At 58.9% G+C, this 15,763-nt stretch carries 11 protein-coding genes and 1 pseudogene; 1 reads left to right on the top strand and 11 read right to left on the bottom strand.

Annotation, left to right across the window (positions count from 1 at the left end; genetic code table 11):
* Positions 1–1,189: 1,189 nt before the first annotated feature.
* Both K3F49_RS34025 and K3F49_RS34020 read right to left on the bottom strand, forming a co-directional pair.
* Positions 1,190–1,816: a LysE family translocator gene (locus K3F49_RS34025; protein ID WP_452101148.1), complete on the bottom strand. Its 627-nt coding sequence runs from the start codon at positions 1,814–1,816 to the stop codon at positions 1,190–1,192.
* A 29-nt stretch (positions 1,817–1,845) separates the two neighbouring features.
* On the bottom strand, positions 1,846–2,472 hold the full coding sequence (locus tag K3F49_RS34020; protein ID WP_234685229.1) for an FMN-binding negative transcriptional regulator: 627 nt from the start codon (positions 2,470–2,472) through the stop codon (positions 1,846–1,848).
* A 102-nt stretch (positions 2,473–2,574) separates the two neighbouring features.
* On the opposite strand from K3F49_RS34020, the gene pdxR reads away from it, so the two are divergent.
* Positions 2,575–4,041 (top strand): MocR-like pyridoxine biosynthesis transcription factor PdxR, encoded by a 1,467-nt coding sequence (pdxR, locus tag K3F49_RS34015; RefSeq protein ID WP_234685228.1) that lies wholly within the window; start codon positions 2,575–2,577, stop codon positions 4,039–4,041.
* Positions 4,042–4,885: 844 nt separating this feature from the next.
* On the opposite strand, the gene K3F49_RS34010 is transcribed toward pdxR, so the two are convergent.
* The 9 genes and pseudogenes from K3F49_RS34010 to K3F49_RS33970 form a co-directional block, all read right to left on the bottom strand.
* The gene (locus tag K3F49_RS34010; protein ID WP_234685227.1) at positions 4,886–5,188 is read right to left on the bottom strand and encodes a hypothetical protein; all 303 of its coding nucleotides are present in this window, start codon (positions 5,186–5,188) and stop codon (positions 4,886–4,888) included.
* A gap of 105 nt (positions 5,189–5,293) precedes the next feature.
* Positions 5,294–5,576: pseudogene (locus K3F49_RS34005) on the bottom strand (DUF3892 domain-containing protein).
* 1,520 nt (positions 5,577–7,096) lie between these two features.
* Positions 7,097–9,016, bottom strand: a complete 1,920-nt coding sequence (locus K3F49_RS34000; RefSeq protein ID WP_234685226.1) for a methyl-accepting chemotaxis protein — start codon at positions 9,014–9,016, stop codon at positions 7,097–7,099.
* Positions 9,017–9,416: 400 nt separating this feature from the next.
* A complete protein-coding gene (locus K3F49_RS33995; RefSeq protein WP_234685225.1) occupies positions 9,417–9,701 on the bottom strand; it encodes a hypothetical protein in 285 nt (94 codons plus the stop codon).
* Between the two features lie 248 nt (positions 9,702–9,949).
* Positions 9,950–10,789 carry a pantoate--beta-alanine ligase gene (gene panC / locus K3F49_RS33990; RefSeq protein ID WP_234685279.1) on the bottom strand — a complete coding sequence of 280 codons (840 nt, stop codon included), beginning with the start codon at positions 10,787–10,789 and terminating at the stop codon, positions 9,950–9,952.
* 19 nt (positions 10,790–10,808) lie between these two features.
* Positions 10,809–11,672, bottom strand: a complete 864-nt coding sequence (panB, locus tag K3F49_RS33985; protein WP_234685224.1) for a 3-methyl-2-oxobutanoate hydroxymethyltransferase — start codon at positions 11,670–11,672, stop codon at positions 10,809–10,811.
* Between the two features lie 398 nt (positions 11,673–12,070).
* Positions 12,071–13,336, bottom strand: a complete 1,266-nt coding sequence (locus tag K3F49_RS33980) for an adenosylmethionine--8-amino-7-oxononanoate transaminase (RefSeq protein WP_234685223.1) — start codon at positions 13,334–13,336, stop codon at positions 12,071–12,073.
* A gap of 588 nt (positions 13,337–13,924) precedes the next feature.
* Positions 13,925–14,557 carry a dethiobiotin synthase gene (bioD, locus tag K3F49_RS33975; RefSeq protein WP_234685222.1) on the bottom strand — a complete coding sequence of 211 codons (633 nt, stop codon included), beginning with the start codon at positions 14,555–14,557 and terminating at the stop codon, positions 13,925–13,927.
* Positions 14,554–15,708, bottom strand: coding sequence for an 8-amino-7-oxononanoate synthase (locus K3F49_RS33970; RefSeq protein ID WP_234685221.1), 1,155 nt, complete (start codon positions 15,706–15,708; stop codon positions 14,554–14,556). Before K3F49_RS33970 ends, bioD begins: the two co-directional genes overlap by 4 nt.
* Between the last annotated feature and the right edge of the window lie 55 nt (positions 15,709–15,763).

Raw genomic sequence — 15,763 nt, 5'->3', positions numbered from 1 at the left:
CGACGTTCTCCATCATGAGAGGCTCGGTCGAACGCGGCGCGCTTGGTTCGGCTTCTGTGGGTAATGTCACGCGTTCCTGGGTCAGTCGGGGCATCGACGAACAGCTGACTACGTCACTCTTGTGAAGGACGCCTTTGTGGTGTGGTAGAGCTCGTCTCCGGCATTACCTTTGCCCACACGGGCTCGTATCCGGTTCAGGCGGCGTTGTCGAAAAACGAGCGCCTGTCGGCCCGGCTCGCCGCATCGCGCCACGTGGGATAGGCATGCCTTGGCCTTTGCTGCTCCAGTGCGACAATGTTCTGAGCAGTTCTTGGGAAACGACTCTGCCGCCGAATAAGCGGCCGCGTGATGTCGCCCTTACCCAAACGAGCTGCTTGCATTCGACGTTACTCGGCCGGTTCGGATAATTGACGCAGAAAGATGTCGCCGAAGGGAGATTCATTGATCACCTCTACCACTGCTCTTGAACGGAGCTGCAGGCCGCACGATCTGCTGGGATTCGGTCGATCGTTACACAACTCCCTCTCGACTTCGTTCTGGGCAAAGCAGACCCAACAAAGAATTCGCATTCCAAGCTTCAGTGTCACCTCCGCTAAACATGTTTCTTGTATGTGTCGGGTGTGACGGCAACCAAGCCGACTGCACCAATCACTAGACGACACGGGACTATCGAACGGTGGGCTTCGACGGATCTTCTCAGGACCACTGGCTGAGAGCCGAGGCCAACCCGCACAGATTTTATCCGTTGGATTAGCTCCATGACAGCTGCGAATTCAGATGCTCACCTGCGCGCCATGTTGAGACGCGTCCTGGACAATGCTGTCCAAATGATGCCGGAACCGGCGCGGACGTCTTCCTTAAAAGCATGCCTTGCCGAAAAGATTCTAAATCTAGCTGCGGGCGGCGAAACAAATCCAAAAACGCTAACGCGGCTTGCCGTTCGGCTGATTCATGACTCATGTCCGAGCTGTTCGGGATGTGAAGGTTGGCGACCGGCCGTTACGGCGACGGAGCGAGCCAACCACCCACATGCCGCACATCCACTCTCGTCAGACTAGCGCGCCCCGAGGCGAGCGACGTATGCACGCTGTGGCTTCATAGATGGCGTCGTCGTTCCCGAGCGGTAAGCCGAAAGATTGCGCCGCAACGTCGGAGACAGGCGGTAGCTGGCAGGATGGATGCCCGATGATCAACCAGCCCGCCGCGCAATAAGGAGTGAAGCTCCCAGCGTACACATAGCTGCACCAGATACCTGAAGCATTTTGGCGAGGGTCGATGGTCGCTTGGCCAGGCCCGCTCTTGCTTTGGCGGCCCAATGGGTCACGACCACATCAGCAGCAGTGTTGAGCGCAACTGAAATGGTCCCAAGGATGACGAACTGCCGGGCGACATCGGCGGTTGGGTCGATAAATTGCGGGATGAAGGCGAGAAAAAATGCAGGCGTCTTCGGATTCAGCGCCTCGACAATAATGCCTTGCCGAAATGCCCGTCCGACACCGACTATCTCCACCCCGATCGGGTCGACGATCTCGGCTTCGTTCCATGTCTTGAAGCCAAGCCAAATCAGATAGAGGGCTCCGGGGATCTTGATCATAGTGAAGGCTTCCGCACTCGCCATCACGAGCGCAGAGATCCCGACCGCCCCGGCAATAACATGCACAAGGCCCCCAACACCGGTACCAAAGCTCGATGCCAGACCATGCGGGCGGCCGCCTGCGAACGTTCGTGCCGCAACGTAGAAAATCCCGGGTCCTGGTGTGATCGCCACCAAAAGCGCAGCTCCCAAGAACAGCAGGAACGCCTGAAAATCGCCCATCATTCACCTCATCCCGGCAGGGTCCAGCGTCATCCTCTGGGTATCAGAGCGGCTACAATATGGTCTTCAGAGCGATCGCTCCTCGATAATCCATCGATGACACCGGCGCGATCCGCTACGTTGCGGTTCTGACTCATCTTCCGCTTGGCGTCGCACCTTGTGATCGGCATGCGCAGTCCGACGATCGCCTTGAGCTGCGCTTGGATGAAATCGGCCGGAGCGTCCGCGACTGCCCAGCGGTCCTTTTGCGATTGCTCGTGCAGGTCCGTCAGTCGTCTTACGAGGTCGAGTAGCCGGTCCGCATCGTCGAAAAACTCGATCGCGCCGTAGGCATGTACCGCAACGTAGTTCCACGTCGGCACGACCTTGTGCGTCTCCTGCTTCGTCACGTACCAGGACGGAGTGACATAGGCCTCAGGCCCCGCAAAGATGGCCATCGCCTCACAGGAAGGCTGCAGCTTCCACTGTGAATTAGACCTTGCCACGTGCGCGTAAAGCGTGCCATTCGGACCCTCCGTTTCGTCGAGAAGCATCGGGACCGGCGTTCCGATCAGCCCCTCTTCGGTTGCAGTGACAAGGGTCGCCGAGCGGGCTTCACGCATGGTCCGATGAATCTCGGCGATGTCGTCGACGCGAAAGGCTCGCGGCACATACATTGCTAGAACTCCTCCGCATCCGAACACGTCGATCGGATCTTGATGCCTGATGATCTAGGCCGCACACGGGCCGCTTTGAAGGGCCAGTTTGGAGCGATATTGGTGGGCCAGTCCGAGACAGGAAAGCGGTGCCATAAGCCAAATGGGGCGCGGCAAATTTATGAAGCATTGAAGGCACAGATCGAGGATGGCGTCTACAGACCGCGCGACCAGCTTCCTTCGACCCGCGCCCTCGCGGCCGAATTTGGAGCCTCTCGAACCACGATTACGGCCGCCTACGAGCAGCTTCTCGCGGAAGGCTTCATCGAGACGCGGCAGGGTCGCCGGGCCTGCGTCGCGCCTGCGCTTCGACCAGGGAGCCGGTCACGGGCAGCCGGCAAGCAGGCGCCAAGAACCGCTCGTCTATCGGCGTTCGGGCGACGGCTCTTCGAATTGTCCGGCCCGCCGATCGCGACCGAGCCCCTGCGGATCGACTTTCGCTACGGCGATGTTGCAACTGCCGATTTCCCGAGCCTGGCCTGGCGGCGCGCTCTGACGAAAGTCCTGACGACGTCTGGTCCGCGCGGTCTGCGCTATCAGGACCCGCAGGGATCAATGGAGTTGCGAACAGCGCTGCAAGCTTATCTGTGGCGTGCGCGCAGCCTGCGCTGCGGCGTCGACCAGATCATTATCGTCAACGGATCACAGCAGGGTCTCGATTTGTGCTCGCGGATATTGCTCGATCCCGGCGATCGCTTCGTGATCGAGACGCCGTGCTATTGGGCCGCCCGGCATGTTTTTGAGAGTGTGGGGGCTGCGCCTCAATTCGTCCCGGTCGATGAAGAAGGCTTGCAGACACAAGCCCTTAAGGATGTCGAAACGGCTCGGCTTTGCTATGTGACGCCTTCGCATCAATTTCCGCTAGGTCACGTTCTCTCAGCACAGCGTCGTGCTCAACTGCTGCAGTGGGCCGGCAAGGAGGGAGCTTATGTCATCGAGGACGACTACGACGGCGAGTACCGATACGATATTGGTCCCATTCAGCCCTTGCATGTCTTCGCTGATGGGGCTCACGTCATCTATCTCGGAACGCTCTCAAAGACGCTCTCGCCCTTGCTGCGTTTAGGGTATGTCGTGGTTCCGCCGGAGCTCATCCACGCTTTCCGCACGGCCAAGCGCCTTACCGATCGGCACTCGCCGACGCTTGAGCAAGCGGCACTGGCCAACTTCCTATACTCGGGCGCCTACGAGCGGCACGTGAGAAAGCTGCGGCGAAAGAACGCGCAGCGCCGCTCAGCCTTGCTTGAAGCATTCGCTGAACATTTTGGTGACGCTATCGAAGTGCAGGGTTCCGAGGCCGGGCTCCATGTGGTGGCCTGGTTCAAGAAGCTCGATGCGGCGCAGGAGGACGCAATCGCACGAAGCGCCCGGCACAGAGGCGTCGGCATTTATCCTGTTTCCGGACTATACGAGAATGGGCGAGGAAGCGCGAAACGGCGAGCTGGGTTTGTTTTCGGCTATGCTGCACTTGAAGCAAGAGAGATACGGCACGGTGTTGCAAGCCTCGCCAATGCACTGAGAGCACAATAGCACTTCCGCATCAGGCCCCATGCCGCTCCAACGTTCCCTGTCACGCGAGGATAACTGGGGGCGTAACGCGCGTTATGGTCGCGGATAGTTATACTGCGTTCTCATCTGCCGTCGCGCGTGTCCCGCCTCAAGACATGTATTTTGGCACAGGTTATGCTAGCTTAGCGGCTACCGGGATTTTGCATCATCCTCCCGGGGCTGGAGCGACGCCGCTCGCACTCATTTCAAGCGAGCGGCGTTGTTGCTTCCTGAGGGCTCAACTGCCCGAGGCACTCCGGAGGAAAGCTCGGGCCCGTCTTTCTGGTCGTTGCATCAGAGCGTCGGAAGATGCTTAGCGAGGCAAATGGCTCTGTCCCAATTTGAATTGCGCGTGTCCTAATTGAGGACTGCGTCTGCCCCGTGCGACTGGCGATTATCGCGGGGCAATGGCGATCTCGATGGCGCCTAATGCGAAAGACGACCTTTTTGCATGCGGACGCAACGGCACTCTAATGAATCCGACGGTCCGGCGCGGAACTCGGCGGCTCAATCCAGAATACAGCTTGTGCTAGCTCCTCGAAAAACGCCACCGCGCGCTTGGCGAGGGGGAGGCCCGGCTTACGCGGACAACTCGGCACGATAGAACCTGCGTTGCAGGCCCGGCACGGTATCTCGCCGCAGCCGGAGGTGCAGCCACTGGAGCCGCCAAACGGACGATCAGGATGTCTCTCGCAGACCCAGCCGATGCCTTTGCACAACGGGCACGTCATGGCTATTCTCCCCTAGCGACGTTGCCGATCGTAGTGGTCAGTTGTCTTTCGGATAGTCGCCGTCATCGAGCGACGGCGCCCTGTTGGAACTGCCTTCATCTCCGGGGGCCACCGAACTTCCAGAATGTTTTGATCAGACGCTTAATGTCGTCGAGCGCTTCGATCAGAGGGGGCGTCAATGAGAACAGAACTCCCATCGCGAGAGCGATGATGATATGGCGGGTTGAGACCTTTTCTTCTTCGAAGTGGTGCGTGTGGCCCTCAAGCGTTGCAAAGGTGGGGCCCATTGAGGATCGCGGCGGATCCTCCGCTCGCGGTTTCCGCGGCGGGATCATAACGACGACAAAAAGCACGTTAATCAACAGCCATATGCCGATAATTGTCAAAACGGTCTGCATCACAATTCGCGAGTAAAAAAACCGTAGGAGGCCGCTTGGGCCCGTGAGCTATTTGGTCAGGTAGTCATCAGGTTCAGGCAACCGACAGTTCGCCCCTGGGTTAGATCACGGGCATTCAGGGAGCGAAAGAAGATTGTCGGGTTGAACGCCGTCAGCAGTTGTCTTGATGTACTTATTCCCGTTGTGTGGCGACGATAACATCAACGGTGAGGCCACCTTCAGTGACAAAGAACTCCCATTCGCGGGATTCGATTTCTCGAATCGTCTGATCGACCGATTGCTTCCAGCGACTGCCGTCAGCGTTCTGGCCACCGACATTTTTGATCCGCTCATGCGGATTCATTCTGTCAGTTTTGTTGATGCAACGGATGCGCGCGCGGTTGGCCATTCTGGTCCCTTTCAAAAATGGGGCCGACTTGACGATATGGGCGAGTCAGGAGTTATAGCCCTGCTTGTTACCGACCAAAGCTGCCGTCAGCCCCTAGCTGAGTTTTGGCAGGATCGGGGGTGGCCTTGGCGGAGCGCCCCCGACTTGGTTGCAAATTTAATAGTGATTCGCACGGGAGTCCGATTGCTGCGGGTGTAGCCCCGAGACACCGTGGTTGTTTGGGTTATAACCCGTCCGAGGTATTGCGCTTGCGCCGCATCAACGGACCAAGTCAACAAACACGCTGCAAACATCGATCTGAACATTTTCCCTCAGCCGTATCCATCCAACGAACTTGTTGTCCCGTTCCAACCATAGTCATTGGTATCTGACCGGCCGGGTTCACCGGCAGCTTCAGATTAAAAGACTCCCGAAGCCGCACGCCCTAGGCACGAAACCGAAGCCGGCGCACTGGCTTTAGATCAAGACCAAGGCAAGCAGGCTCGAGCAGAGCAGCGCAACGCCGGCCGCGGTCAGTGCCAGGAGGCTACCCGAGACGAAGTCGTGATTGGGCATACATCGCTTTCAGTTGCGGCGAAGACCATGAGCCCCATTGCTGCCTTCGCGGTTTGATCGACGAACGCATAAATGATTATTCGAATCGCGTGCACTATTTCTGCTGTTGTCAGAAAGACATGCTTTTTTCCAGCGCGCTCAGTTGACCGCGCGCCGTTTTGCAACGAACAGGGCGTTGAGGACCCGGAAGGACGAGCCTAATCCGGGCTGTCTCTGCGGCCCAACATGCTCGCCTGATTTGGAGGTCGCCGTGTTTGCACGCCGATTCTCAAACGCTCCAGAGTGCGAGGTGTTTCATAAATCCGATACTGCTACCGGAGTAAGCTTTTTGCCATGCGTGGACTCGTCATTCTCCTTGTAACCTTTGCAATTGCGCTGACGGTCCATGGCCGACCCCAGGTTGGTTTCGTGCCGGGACCGACCGCGCCCATGCCACTCGTCAACGTACCCTAGCCTGCAAACATGGCGCGGACGCAGATTGCTCTGCCGGCATGCTTGAGATCTGCGACTGCTGTCTGTCCGAGTCCGCGCATGAGTGCCGTTGGGCCAACTCAGCGAGTTGCGGTATGAGTGAGTGTAGATCGGTCAAGTGACGATGACAGAGCGGGAATTGTCGCGATTGGAGAAGCAAGCTGCGGATGCTCTTCGTCGCGCACGACGACTGCCCGTTGGTACGAGCCGAAACGATCTTCGTCAGCTCGCAAGGGCGCTTCTTTGGCTGCATCGAAACGGTATGGAAGCTCTGGAGCAGGAGCGATCAAAAAACAATGGAATATGGACCAAGATGAGGTGAGTTGGCGGTCAACTCCTGTGCAGGCCGTTGTTCGAAGGACAGGACGTGCGATGCCTTTGGTCGCGCACGTGACGACGCTTTCGCCCGCACGCTTGCCTTGAGCAAACTGGCGCAATCTTAGAAAACGCATCGATGTTCCGGCTCCGGCCGCTCATGACGTTGAGGTGCCAGCTTAAGCCGCCTGGACCCTCCCGAGGAAACTGCCGAGCTCGCGCCTCAGCCGCGCGCTTTCCCCAGACAACAGCTCGGCAGACATCAGCACCTGCATCGACGCCCCTCCTGTCTCCTTTGCGCCGTTGGTCACTTCAATGGCGCTCGCCGCCACCTGGCTGGTTCTGGCTGCCGCTTCCTGCAAATTGGACGCGATGCTCTTGCTCGTTGCGCCCTGCTCTGCGATGGAGTTGACCACGGTCACGGCGATCTCCGAGATGCGGCCGATAATGACGCCGATGTCGGCAATTGCGCTGACCGAGTCAGTCGTTGCCGTCTGAATGCCGTGAATGTGCTCGCTGATCTCGACCGTCGCGTGCGCCGTTTGCGTTGCGAGAGACTTCACTTCATCAGCGACAACCGCGAAACCTCTGCCGAAATCGCCCGCGCGCGCCGCTTCGATTGTCGCGTTCAGCGCGAGCAAATTGGTCTGGCGCGCAATCGTGGCGATCAGCTGGACCACGTTGCCGATCCGCTCCGCCGCAGCCGCCAGACCGACCATGCGCTGGTCGCTGAGTTCGGCCCTGCGAACCGCTTCGCGCGCGATATCGGCGGCCTCTTCGACCTGCCGGCCGATGTTGACGATCGTTGCCGCCATTTCGTCCGTCGCTGTCGCGACAAGCTGAACATTGCCAGATGCTTGCTCCGATGAGCTGGCGACTTCGACCGAAAGTTGCCGGCTGTGATCAGCCGTGCAAGTAAGGCTGCGGGCGGAGGCTTCAAGGTTTGAGGAGGCAGAGGAGACCATATCGATAACCTTGCCCACAGCGGTTTCGAATTCGCTGGCGAGCCGAGCGATATCGGCCTTCCGCTGCTCGGCGGCGGTACGATCCTGTTCAGCCTTTGCATCGATTTCGGCTTGCGCCCTCTCGCGCGCTCTCAGCTTGAACAGTTCGACCGCTTCGGCCATCTCGCCAAGTTCATCCTTACGGCCAAGGCCTGGCAGAACGACGTCGAACCGGCCGTCGCCGAGCTGGCGCATGGCCGCTGTCATCGAAGCGACTGTCTTCGCGACACGCCGGCCGAACAGCAACGCGAGCAGGCCAACGAGCAGCGTTGCAAGCCCGATCAGCCAAATCAGCTTCCGCTGGATTTGTTCTGCTTGCATTTCCGCAGCCCGCGAGTGCATGTCAGCGGCGGCCATGATCTTTGCGAGCGCCGGGCTGATGCGGTCGTAGATTTGTCCGAGATCGTCGGCCTGATCGCTCAGCGCCTGCTGCGTCACCATGAACGACGTAAAGCTCGACTTATATGCGCGGATCAGTTCAAGGAGCTGGGATTTTATTTCCGCGGGTAGGCTCGCCTGCGCAAGCGCGGTTTCGAATTCCGCCTCCCGGTCGGCCAGTTGATCGCCATCTTTGTCTTCGCAACGGAGAATGAAGTCTTTCTCGTGCCGGCGCATCGTCAGCATCAAGATCGTGAGGCGTGGCTGGCTCAGGTCGGCTAGACGTTGCTCGACGGCGTGCACGGCCTTGCGCAGCTTACCCTGGAACCCATCATCTTCGTTGAAGCCGAGGTTGCGCTGCGCTGAGACTACGTTTTGAAAGCGAGTCGCGTAGAGACTGATCACAGATCGCAACGCGGTCGCTTCCTTCCGTGGGTCGTCGTCGGGCAGAGCCGATACAAATGCTTCGACCCGGCTGAGGTCTGCGAGCTGCTCCTCATGGCTCTTCGCATACTTCGTGATCGCCGTTTCGCTGGGCTTGCGCAGGAAGTCGCTCGTGATTTGTCGTGACTCCAGGAAGCTTTGTGACAACGATGCGACATGAGCTTTGAACTTGTTGCTGTCATTCGCCTCGCTCTGGACCAGGCTCGCGTAGTTCAGGGCGGCAGCGCAGAGTGCACCTGTGACAACAACTCCCGAAATCCCGAGCAGTGCCATTTGGCCGCGCAACCCAATGCGGAAGCGCCGCCAACTCCTCAACCGCCCAATAAGTCTGCTCGCTACTCCGGTCATTGTACCCTTGTACCCCGTGATGAGTTTTATGCGCCCGGTACGGTGCTGGTTGTCGCTGATCCGACGGACGATTATTCAGTATCCAGCAGAACTGGAGCTGGCCTGCTCTGCTCGTCGATGAGTGGCTTGCTAATTTAGATTGATTTCGGAATTCTGAATTCGCGCTTATAGGCACACACTTTTCTTCCAGCAGCACGGGCACGACGCAGCGGGTCGCGTTACAACTCTCTGCATGATCGGTTTGTGTCGAAGAGCATGAAGACGTTGGGGCTTGGCCCAGTGGACAGCTCACCAGGATGTTCAGAGAACGACAACCTGCTATCGTTCACGCCTGCCGCCACATGGTCGGCGCTTCGGGAAACGCTTCGCAGCCGATGTGTTTGAGGTCGTCAAGGGTCGTCTCACCTCTACGGGCGATTTTGGCCGAGCCCTGTTCATGCCGAACTGGCCGCTCCGCCGCGATAGACCAGCGCTCGGACCGCACGACTTCACCCCCGAGCCGCATCAAGTTGTACTGCAGCCAAATCATTTGCTGCTTCTCGCGCTTGCTGCGCTGAAACAATGTCTCGGCATACGTGCCCATGCGGAACCGGTAGAAATGGCTTGCCATGTCCTGCTCCTATGCCGCGTCACCGGAATTGAGAGGGATTTGACCACGTCATTGTTGTCGGCCCGTCAAACGTCGGCTCGTAAAACGTCGGCTCGTAAAACGGGGTTGCGCCTAACCCTGCATAGTAAGGACATCTGGATGCTGATTAATGCAATTTATCTCGACTCGGCGCTTAACTTCCGCGCTCGCGCGAATTTACCGACGGATTTCACCGCACCCAATCCGCTCTGCTGGCGCTAGGAAGTCGCTCACGCCAGGATCACATTGTCGATCAGCCGCGTCGAGCCTACATAGGCCGCGGCACACAGTGCCGCCGGGCGGCGTAGGGGACTTTCGGCCGCCTTGAGCGAGTCATGGTCGACAAGCTCAAGGTATTGCAGCCGGTCGAGCTCGTTCAAATGCCCTTTGGCGATTGCAAGCAGCTTTTCGACGTCGCGTTCTCCTGAGCCAAACTTGTCCGCTGCGGCGAACAATCCACGGCTGATGGCAAGAGCGCGTCGACGTTCTTGCTCGCTGAGATAGCGGTTGCGACTGCTCATCGCGAGCCCATCCGCTTCCCGGACCGTCGGCACGGTAACGATCTCGATCGGAAGATCGAGATCAACTGCCATGTGACGCACGACCGCGCATTGCTGAAAATCCTTCTGCCCGAAAAACGCGACATCCGGCTGCACCATGTTGAACAGTTTGCAGACGACCGTCGCGACACCGCGAAAGTGCCCAGGCCTGAACGCTCCGCAGAGTGGCTTTGCGAGGTCGCCCGGCTCGACAACGGTCTCAAATTGAGCCGGATAGACTTCGCCGGCATCCGGCGCAAAGACGATGGCAACATCGGCATCGCGGCACAGCCTCTCATCGCGCGTGAAGTCACGCGGATAGGTGCTGAGATCCTCGTTCGGTCCGAATTGAGTGGGATTCACGAAGATGCTGAGAACGGTGACGTCAGATTGCGCCCGGCTCGCCTCGACCAGCGCCAGATGACCGTCGTGTAGATAGCCCATGGTCGGCACGAATCCGACGCGTTTACCGGCCCTGCGGGCGTTTGAAAGAGCGCGACGAAGTTCGGCGACTGTCGTGATTGTCTGCATTGCTTTGCTGCACATCAGGTTAGGTGGGAGCCCAGTTTGCGATCGTTTCGCCAAGACCTTGGGGTAGCCCGTAGGACTCCTGCGGTCCCGGGAACGCACCGCTGCGGACATCTGCGGCCCAGCGCGACAGCGCCTCCTGCAACAGCTGAAAACCCTCTGCATAGGCACGAACGAATTTAGGCCGATGACCTTCAGTCAATCCGAGCACATCATGGAATACGAGCACCTGGCCCGAGCAACTGGGACCCGCGCCAATTCCAATGGTCGGTATCGTCAGGATTTCCGTCGCGCGCGCGGCGAGCTCCGCCGGAACGCCCTCCAGCACCAGAGCGAAGCATCCGGCCTCCTGCAGACGGTGGGCGTCGTCGAGCAGGCGCAGAGCGTCGTCGGCCTTCCGGCCCTGCACCTTGAAACCACCCATTACATTGACGCTCTGCGGAGTGAGGCCCAGATGCCCCATCACAGGAATTTCGCAATCGACCAGGGCACGGACCATTTCGATGCGCTTCGCTCCGCCTTCGAGCTTAACCGCTGCCGCGCCACGCTGCAGAAAGCCCCCGGCGTTGCGTATCGTCTCCTCAATGCTGAGGTGAAAACTGAGAAAGGGCATATCGGCAACGAGCAAGGCACGCGCTCTCGTGCGCGCAACAGCATCCAGGTGGTGGTTCATCATGGCCATACTGACCGGTAGCGTGTTGTCAAATCCGAGGCAGACGTTGCCAACACTGTCCCCGATGAGGATGACATCGACGATGGGATCGGCGATGCGCGCCGTAACCGCGTCGTAAGCGGTGGTCATGACGATGCGGCGCCCCTCCTCCTTGCATCGCTGCAGAACTGGAATCGTGACACGTTCAACAGGCTGCTCCGAAATGTGGCTCATCTTTAGATCCCGATCGCTCCACCGCCCGCATCCCCGGGCTCGGGGCTACCTACGGAAGCTGAGAGAACACTGTCAATGGTGGAGGCGAAACGGAAAGGCACATTTCCAAAGCTAGCGGCGGACAGATAGAAACGTCTAATGATTGCGCAATCATCAGAAGCGGAGGCTTTTCAACCACCACATTTATGCGGAGCGACTTTGCATCGCGCCGGCTCCCCACCGCGACAGCGCGCTACCGAACTTCTCACATCTGGCGAGTTGCTGCCGGGCCCAGCATTGGCATATCTGCGACAGCGGCTCGGATGCTTTGCCAAAGCTACCGGCAGGTTCAGGTTCGGCCAGCATATTCATCTTACGGCAGCAGCTGGGTTCCATTAGCTCGCGCTCGAGCCGCACTTTCAAGCCAGCGCATCGGCAGCATCCCTGACACCAGCGTAGATCTGATCAAGATCGACCGCCCTGACGCAATAAGGTGGCATCACGTAGATCGTGTTGCCGAGTGGTCGCAGCAGGAGATTTCGGCGCTCGAAGAAGGCCTGAAGCTTCGGACCGATGTTTGCCAGATACCCCGGATCGCTCGTTTTCAGATCGAGCGCTGTGATGGTGCCGGTCCGACGGACGTTTGCAAAGCGCGGGTCGGCGCGGAATGGCTCGATTGCATGCTCTTGCATTGTGGCGACAGACGCGACGCGCTGGCGAGATTCCGGATCTTGCCACAGATCCAGATTCGCTTTTGCGGCGGCGCAGGCCACCGGATTCGCTGTATATGAACTCGAATGAAAGAACGTACGCGTACGATCTTTTGAGTAATGCGCATCGAATATGTCCGCGCGGCAGAGCGTCACTGCCAGTGGGAGCGCCCCTCCGGTGAGGCCTTTCGAATAGCAGGCGATATCTGGAGTGATATTGGCTTGCTCGCAGGCGAATAGTGTTCCGGTACGGCCCCAGCCCGTCATGACCTCGTCGGCAATGAACAGGACGCCAGAGGCCTCGCAGATCCGCTTCATTTGTCTTAGCACCCAAGCGGGGTACATCAGCATCCCGCCCGCCCCCAAGATCAAAGGCTCCACAATAAAGGCTGCGGGGCTTTCGTTTCGGCATGCGGAGGCGAGCGCATCGAGGGTTGCTTGTTCACGACCTTCTGCAGGGAACGGAATTGCGGTAACATCGAACAGCAAGGGCCCGTATGCGTCATTGAACACGCCCCGGGCTCCCACCGACATCGCCCCAATTGTATCGCCGTGATAGGAATGTTGCATCACGACAATGCGTGTCCGCGGCTCGCCGGTATTATTCCAATAGCCGATCGCCATTTTCAAGGCGACTTCCACGCTCGTGGAGCCGCTGTCGGAGAAGAAGACATGGTCGAGCCCAGGGGGTGCGAGCTTCAAGAGTAGCGCCGCGACCTCCTCAGCCGGATCGTGGGTATAGCCGGCAAAGATGATCTGGTTGAGCTTGCCCGCCTGTTCCTGAATCGCACTGACAATGTGCGGTTGGCAATGACCGTGGGTCACGACCCACCAGGATGAGATTGCATCGATGATGCGGCGATCATCCGCGGTGTAGAGATAAGTACCGTCGCCACGCACAACCTTTGTCATCTCGCCCTGAATCGCGTGTTGTGTGAACGGATGCCAGATCGCCGACGTCTTCTTTGGCGTCATGGCTTGAAATCTTCAGCACGGAATGAGGTCTTGAACGCGGGCCTTGGTGTGTTTGCAACGAGAGGGGACGGCCCGAGCACTCGCGCTCGCCAACGCACACCCGACCGCTCTCGCAAATCGTGCTCATTCATTGCTTCCGCCATGAAGGCATTGATCTGGTTGACGCAGAAGCGGCGCATTGTTGCTCCTTTATTTGCTTCCTACATATGCCTTGCGCAGCTAGCGATGATAGTCGACATTCATCGTGCTGCCCCGAACCCATGCTCTCTTGCATCGTCGTAAAACCGGCCTTGCCGCTGAAGTGAAGATCAAAAAGAACTCATCCAGCGTTGGCGGAATATTCTCAAGGAGAGCGCCATCCTCGCCCGTGTTCAGAACGAGGCAGTTGCCTGCGAAGCAGCCGTCAACCGACATGTATCTTGCTTCGAGCGGCGGATTGAAGGGGACGCGGCGAGCTTCACCATTTGCAGGGTCTATGACCATGAGCCGAGACTCAGACCAGCTTTTTTGAAACCAAGCTGTCATCCAGTACTGCGTGAACCGATGCCAGATCGACGACTTCTTGGGTTGAGGTCATGTTGATTGGCATCATGGCCTGAAATCGTCGGCTCGGAACGAGCTCTTGAACGCGTCCTGCAACGTGTCTGGTGTGAGCGGCGAAAGCCAGGGCAGTCGCCCCAACCAACGCACCCGACCCATCTCGCGAATTGCACTCTGCGTTTCTGCATTTCTTTCGCCAATGAATGCTATCCCAAGAATATGGATCTGGCGTTTTCGCAGAGCCTCGATCGAGAGCAGCGAGTGATTGATCGTCCCTAGTCGCGTGCTGGCGCAAAGCAGGACGGGGAGCCGCCAACGCTCGAAGATGTCGATATAAAGTGTGCTGCCGTTCAGTGGTACCATTAGCCCGCCGGCACCCTCGATCACGAGCGGTCGCTCGCCGGTCTGCGGCACATGGAGCGAATCCGCGTCGATGCGAACTCCGTCGATTTCGGCGGAATAGTGCGGAGAAGCGGGCGTCCGAAGACGGTAAGCCTCCGGCACGATGCGATCGGCTGAGATACTGCCCAGCCGGGTTACGACCTCAGTATCGGTCTCTCCCTCGAGGCCGGCCTGAATCGGCTTCCAGTAATTCGCGCCGAGGAGATTGGCGAGGCCCGCGGAAAACACCGTTTTTCCGATCCCGGTATCTGTGCCTGTCACGACGATCTGCTGGCTCATCTGGCTTCACCTCTCGTCTCCTCGAACAGCGCATCGAGCATTGCACGCACGTCATCCTCCCCGACGTTGAGTGTCAGTGAAATTCGCAAACGGGCCGTGCCCGCGGGAACGGTTGGCGGCCGGATTCCGCGGATATCGAAACCGCGAGCCTGCAGTCTCGATGCGAGCCGCATCGCCCGCGCGTTGTCGCCAACGATATAAGGCACGATCTGCGAGGCCGAAGGAATTTGCCCGCCGCGCACGCCGATCTCCCGATGCGTGAAGGCGACAAGCTTGGCCAGACGTTGCTGCCGCTCGGGTTCCTGCTGCAGGATGAACAGGGCTTCCCGCACGGCAACGGCCATCAATGGTGAGGGCGCAGTGGCAAAGATAAACGGGCGGCAGCGATTGACCATAAAGTCGCGCATAGCCGTTGAGGCGGTGACGAGCGCGCCTGCAGCGCCCAGCGCTTTGCCGCAGGTATGAACGACCAACAGATTTCCTCGCCCCTCATAGGAGGCGGCAAGTCCTCGTCCCAGCTCCCCGTAGACGCCTGTGGCATGGGCCTCATCGACCATCAGGAACCCGTCGTGCCGGTCCGCGATAGCGACGAGGTCTTCGAGCGGCGCGAAGTCGCCATCCATGCTGTAGAGACTTTCAACCACGATCCAGACCCGGCCCATTCCGCCCTGGTCGCGCCAGTCGCGGATTGTGTTTTCGACCGACTGAGGCTCGTTGTGGGCGCTTATGCGAAAGTCGGCCCGGCCAGCCCGCGCGCCTTCGTGGATGCTCGCGTGCACGAGAGCATCCAGAACGAGGAGATCGCCGCGCTGCGGCAACGTTGTCAAAACAGCAAAATTTGCGACATACCCGCCGCTGAAGAAGAGCGCCGTCTCGGCTCCAAAGAACTGTGCCGCTTCCGCTTCGAGACGTTCGTGCTCCTCGCAATTGCCGCGCAGAAGCCGCGACCCACCCGCTCCGATCGGTGTGTCAGCCTCGAGCGCCGCCAACACTGCCTTTTTCATGCGCGGAGCGCTCGCAAGCGCAAGATAGTCGTTCGATACGAAATCGATACCTGCGCGCGGCTTGAGGCTGCGCAGCCGATCGTCTTCTTTCAGCGCATGCAAGGCCGCGGCATAGTCGACAACTTTAGGCATATGGATTGAGTTCATTCTTCGCTGTTAGGATCATCGCGCGGAACTTCCATTGGCCGCCAAGGACAATGGC

Origin of the sequence: Bradyrhizobium monzae (assembly GCF_021458635.1) — a bacterium.
GTDB lineage: Bacteria > Pseudomonadota > Alphaproteobacteria > Rhizobiales > Xanthobacteraceae > Bradyrhizobium.
This window is presented reverse-complemented; position numbering and strand designations above follow the sequence as displayed.

What these genes read in the sequence shown, in the direction of transcription:
- K3F49_RS34025 (WP_452101148.1), bottom strand. Translation starts at nt 1,816, where the DNA reads ATGGGCGATTTTCAGGCGTTCCTGCTGTTCTTGGGAGCTGCGCTTTTG.
- K3F49_RS34020 (WP_234685229.1), bottom strand. Translation starts at nt 2,472, where the DNA reads ATGTATGTGCCGCGAGCCTTTCGCGTCGACGACATCGCCGAGATTCAT.
- K3F49_RS34010 (WP_234685227.1), bottom strand. Translation starts at nt 5,188, where the DNA reads ATGCAGACCGTTTTGACAATTATCGGCATATGGCTGTTGATTAACGTG.
- K3F49_RS34000 (WP_234685226.1), bottom strand. Translation starts at nt 9,016, where the DNA reads ATGGCACTGCTCGGGATTTCGGGAGTTGTTGTCACAGGTGCACTCTGC.
- K3F49_RS33995 (WP_234685225.1), bottom strand. Translation starts at nt 9,701, where the DNA reads ATGGCAAGCCATTTCTACCGGTTCCGCATGGGCACGTATGCCGAGACA.
- panC (WP_234685279.1), bottom strand. Translation starts at nt 10,789, where the DNA reads ATGCAGACAATCACGACAGTCGCCGAACTTCGTCGCGCTCTTTCAAAC.
- panB (WP_234685224.1), bottom strand. Translation starts at nt 11,672, where the DNA reads ATGAGCCACATTTCGGAGCAGCCTGTTGAACGTGTCACGATTCCAGTT.
- K3F49_RS33980 (WP_234685223.1), bottom strand. Translation starts at nt 13,336, where the DNA reads ATGACGCCAAAGAAGACGTCGGCGATCTGGCATCCGTTCACACAACAC.
- bioD (WP_234685222.1), bottom strand. Translation starts at nt 14,557, where the DNA reads ATGAGCCAGCAGATCGTCGTGACAGGCACAGATACCGGGATCGGAAAA.
- K3F49_RS33970 (WP_234685221.1), bottom strand. Translation starts at nt 15,708, where the DNA reads ATGAACTCAATCCATATGCCTAAAGTTGTCGACTATGCCGCGGCCTTG.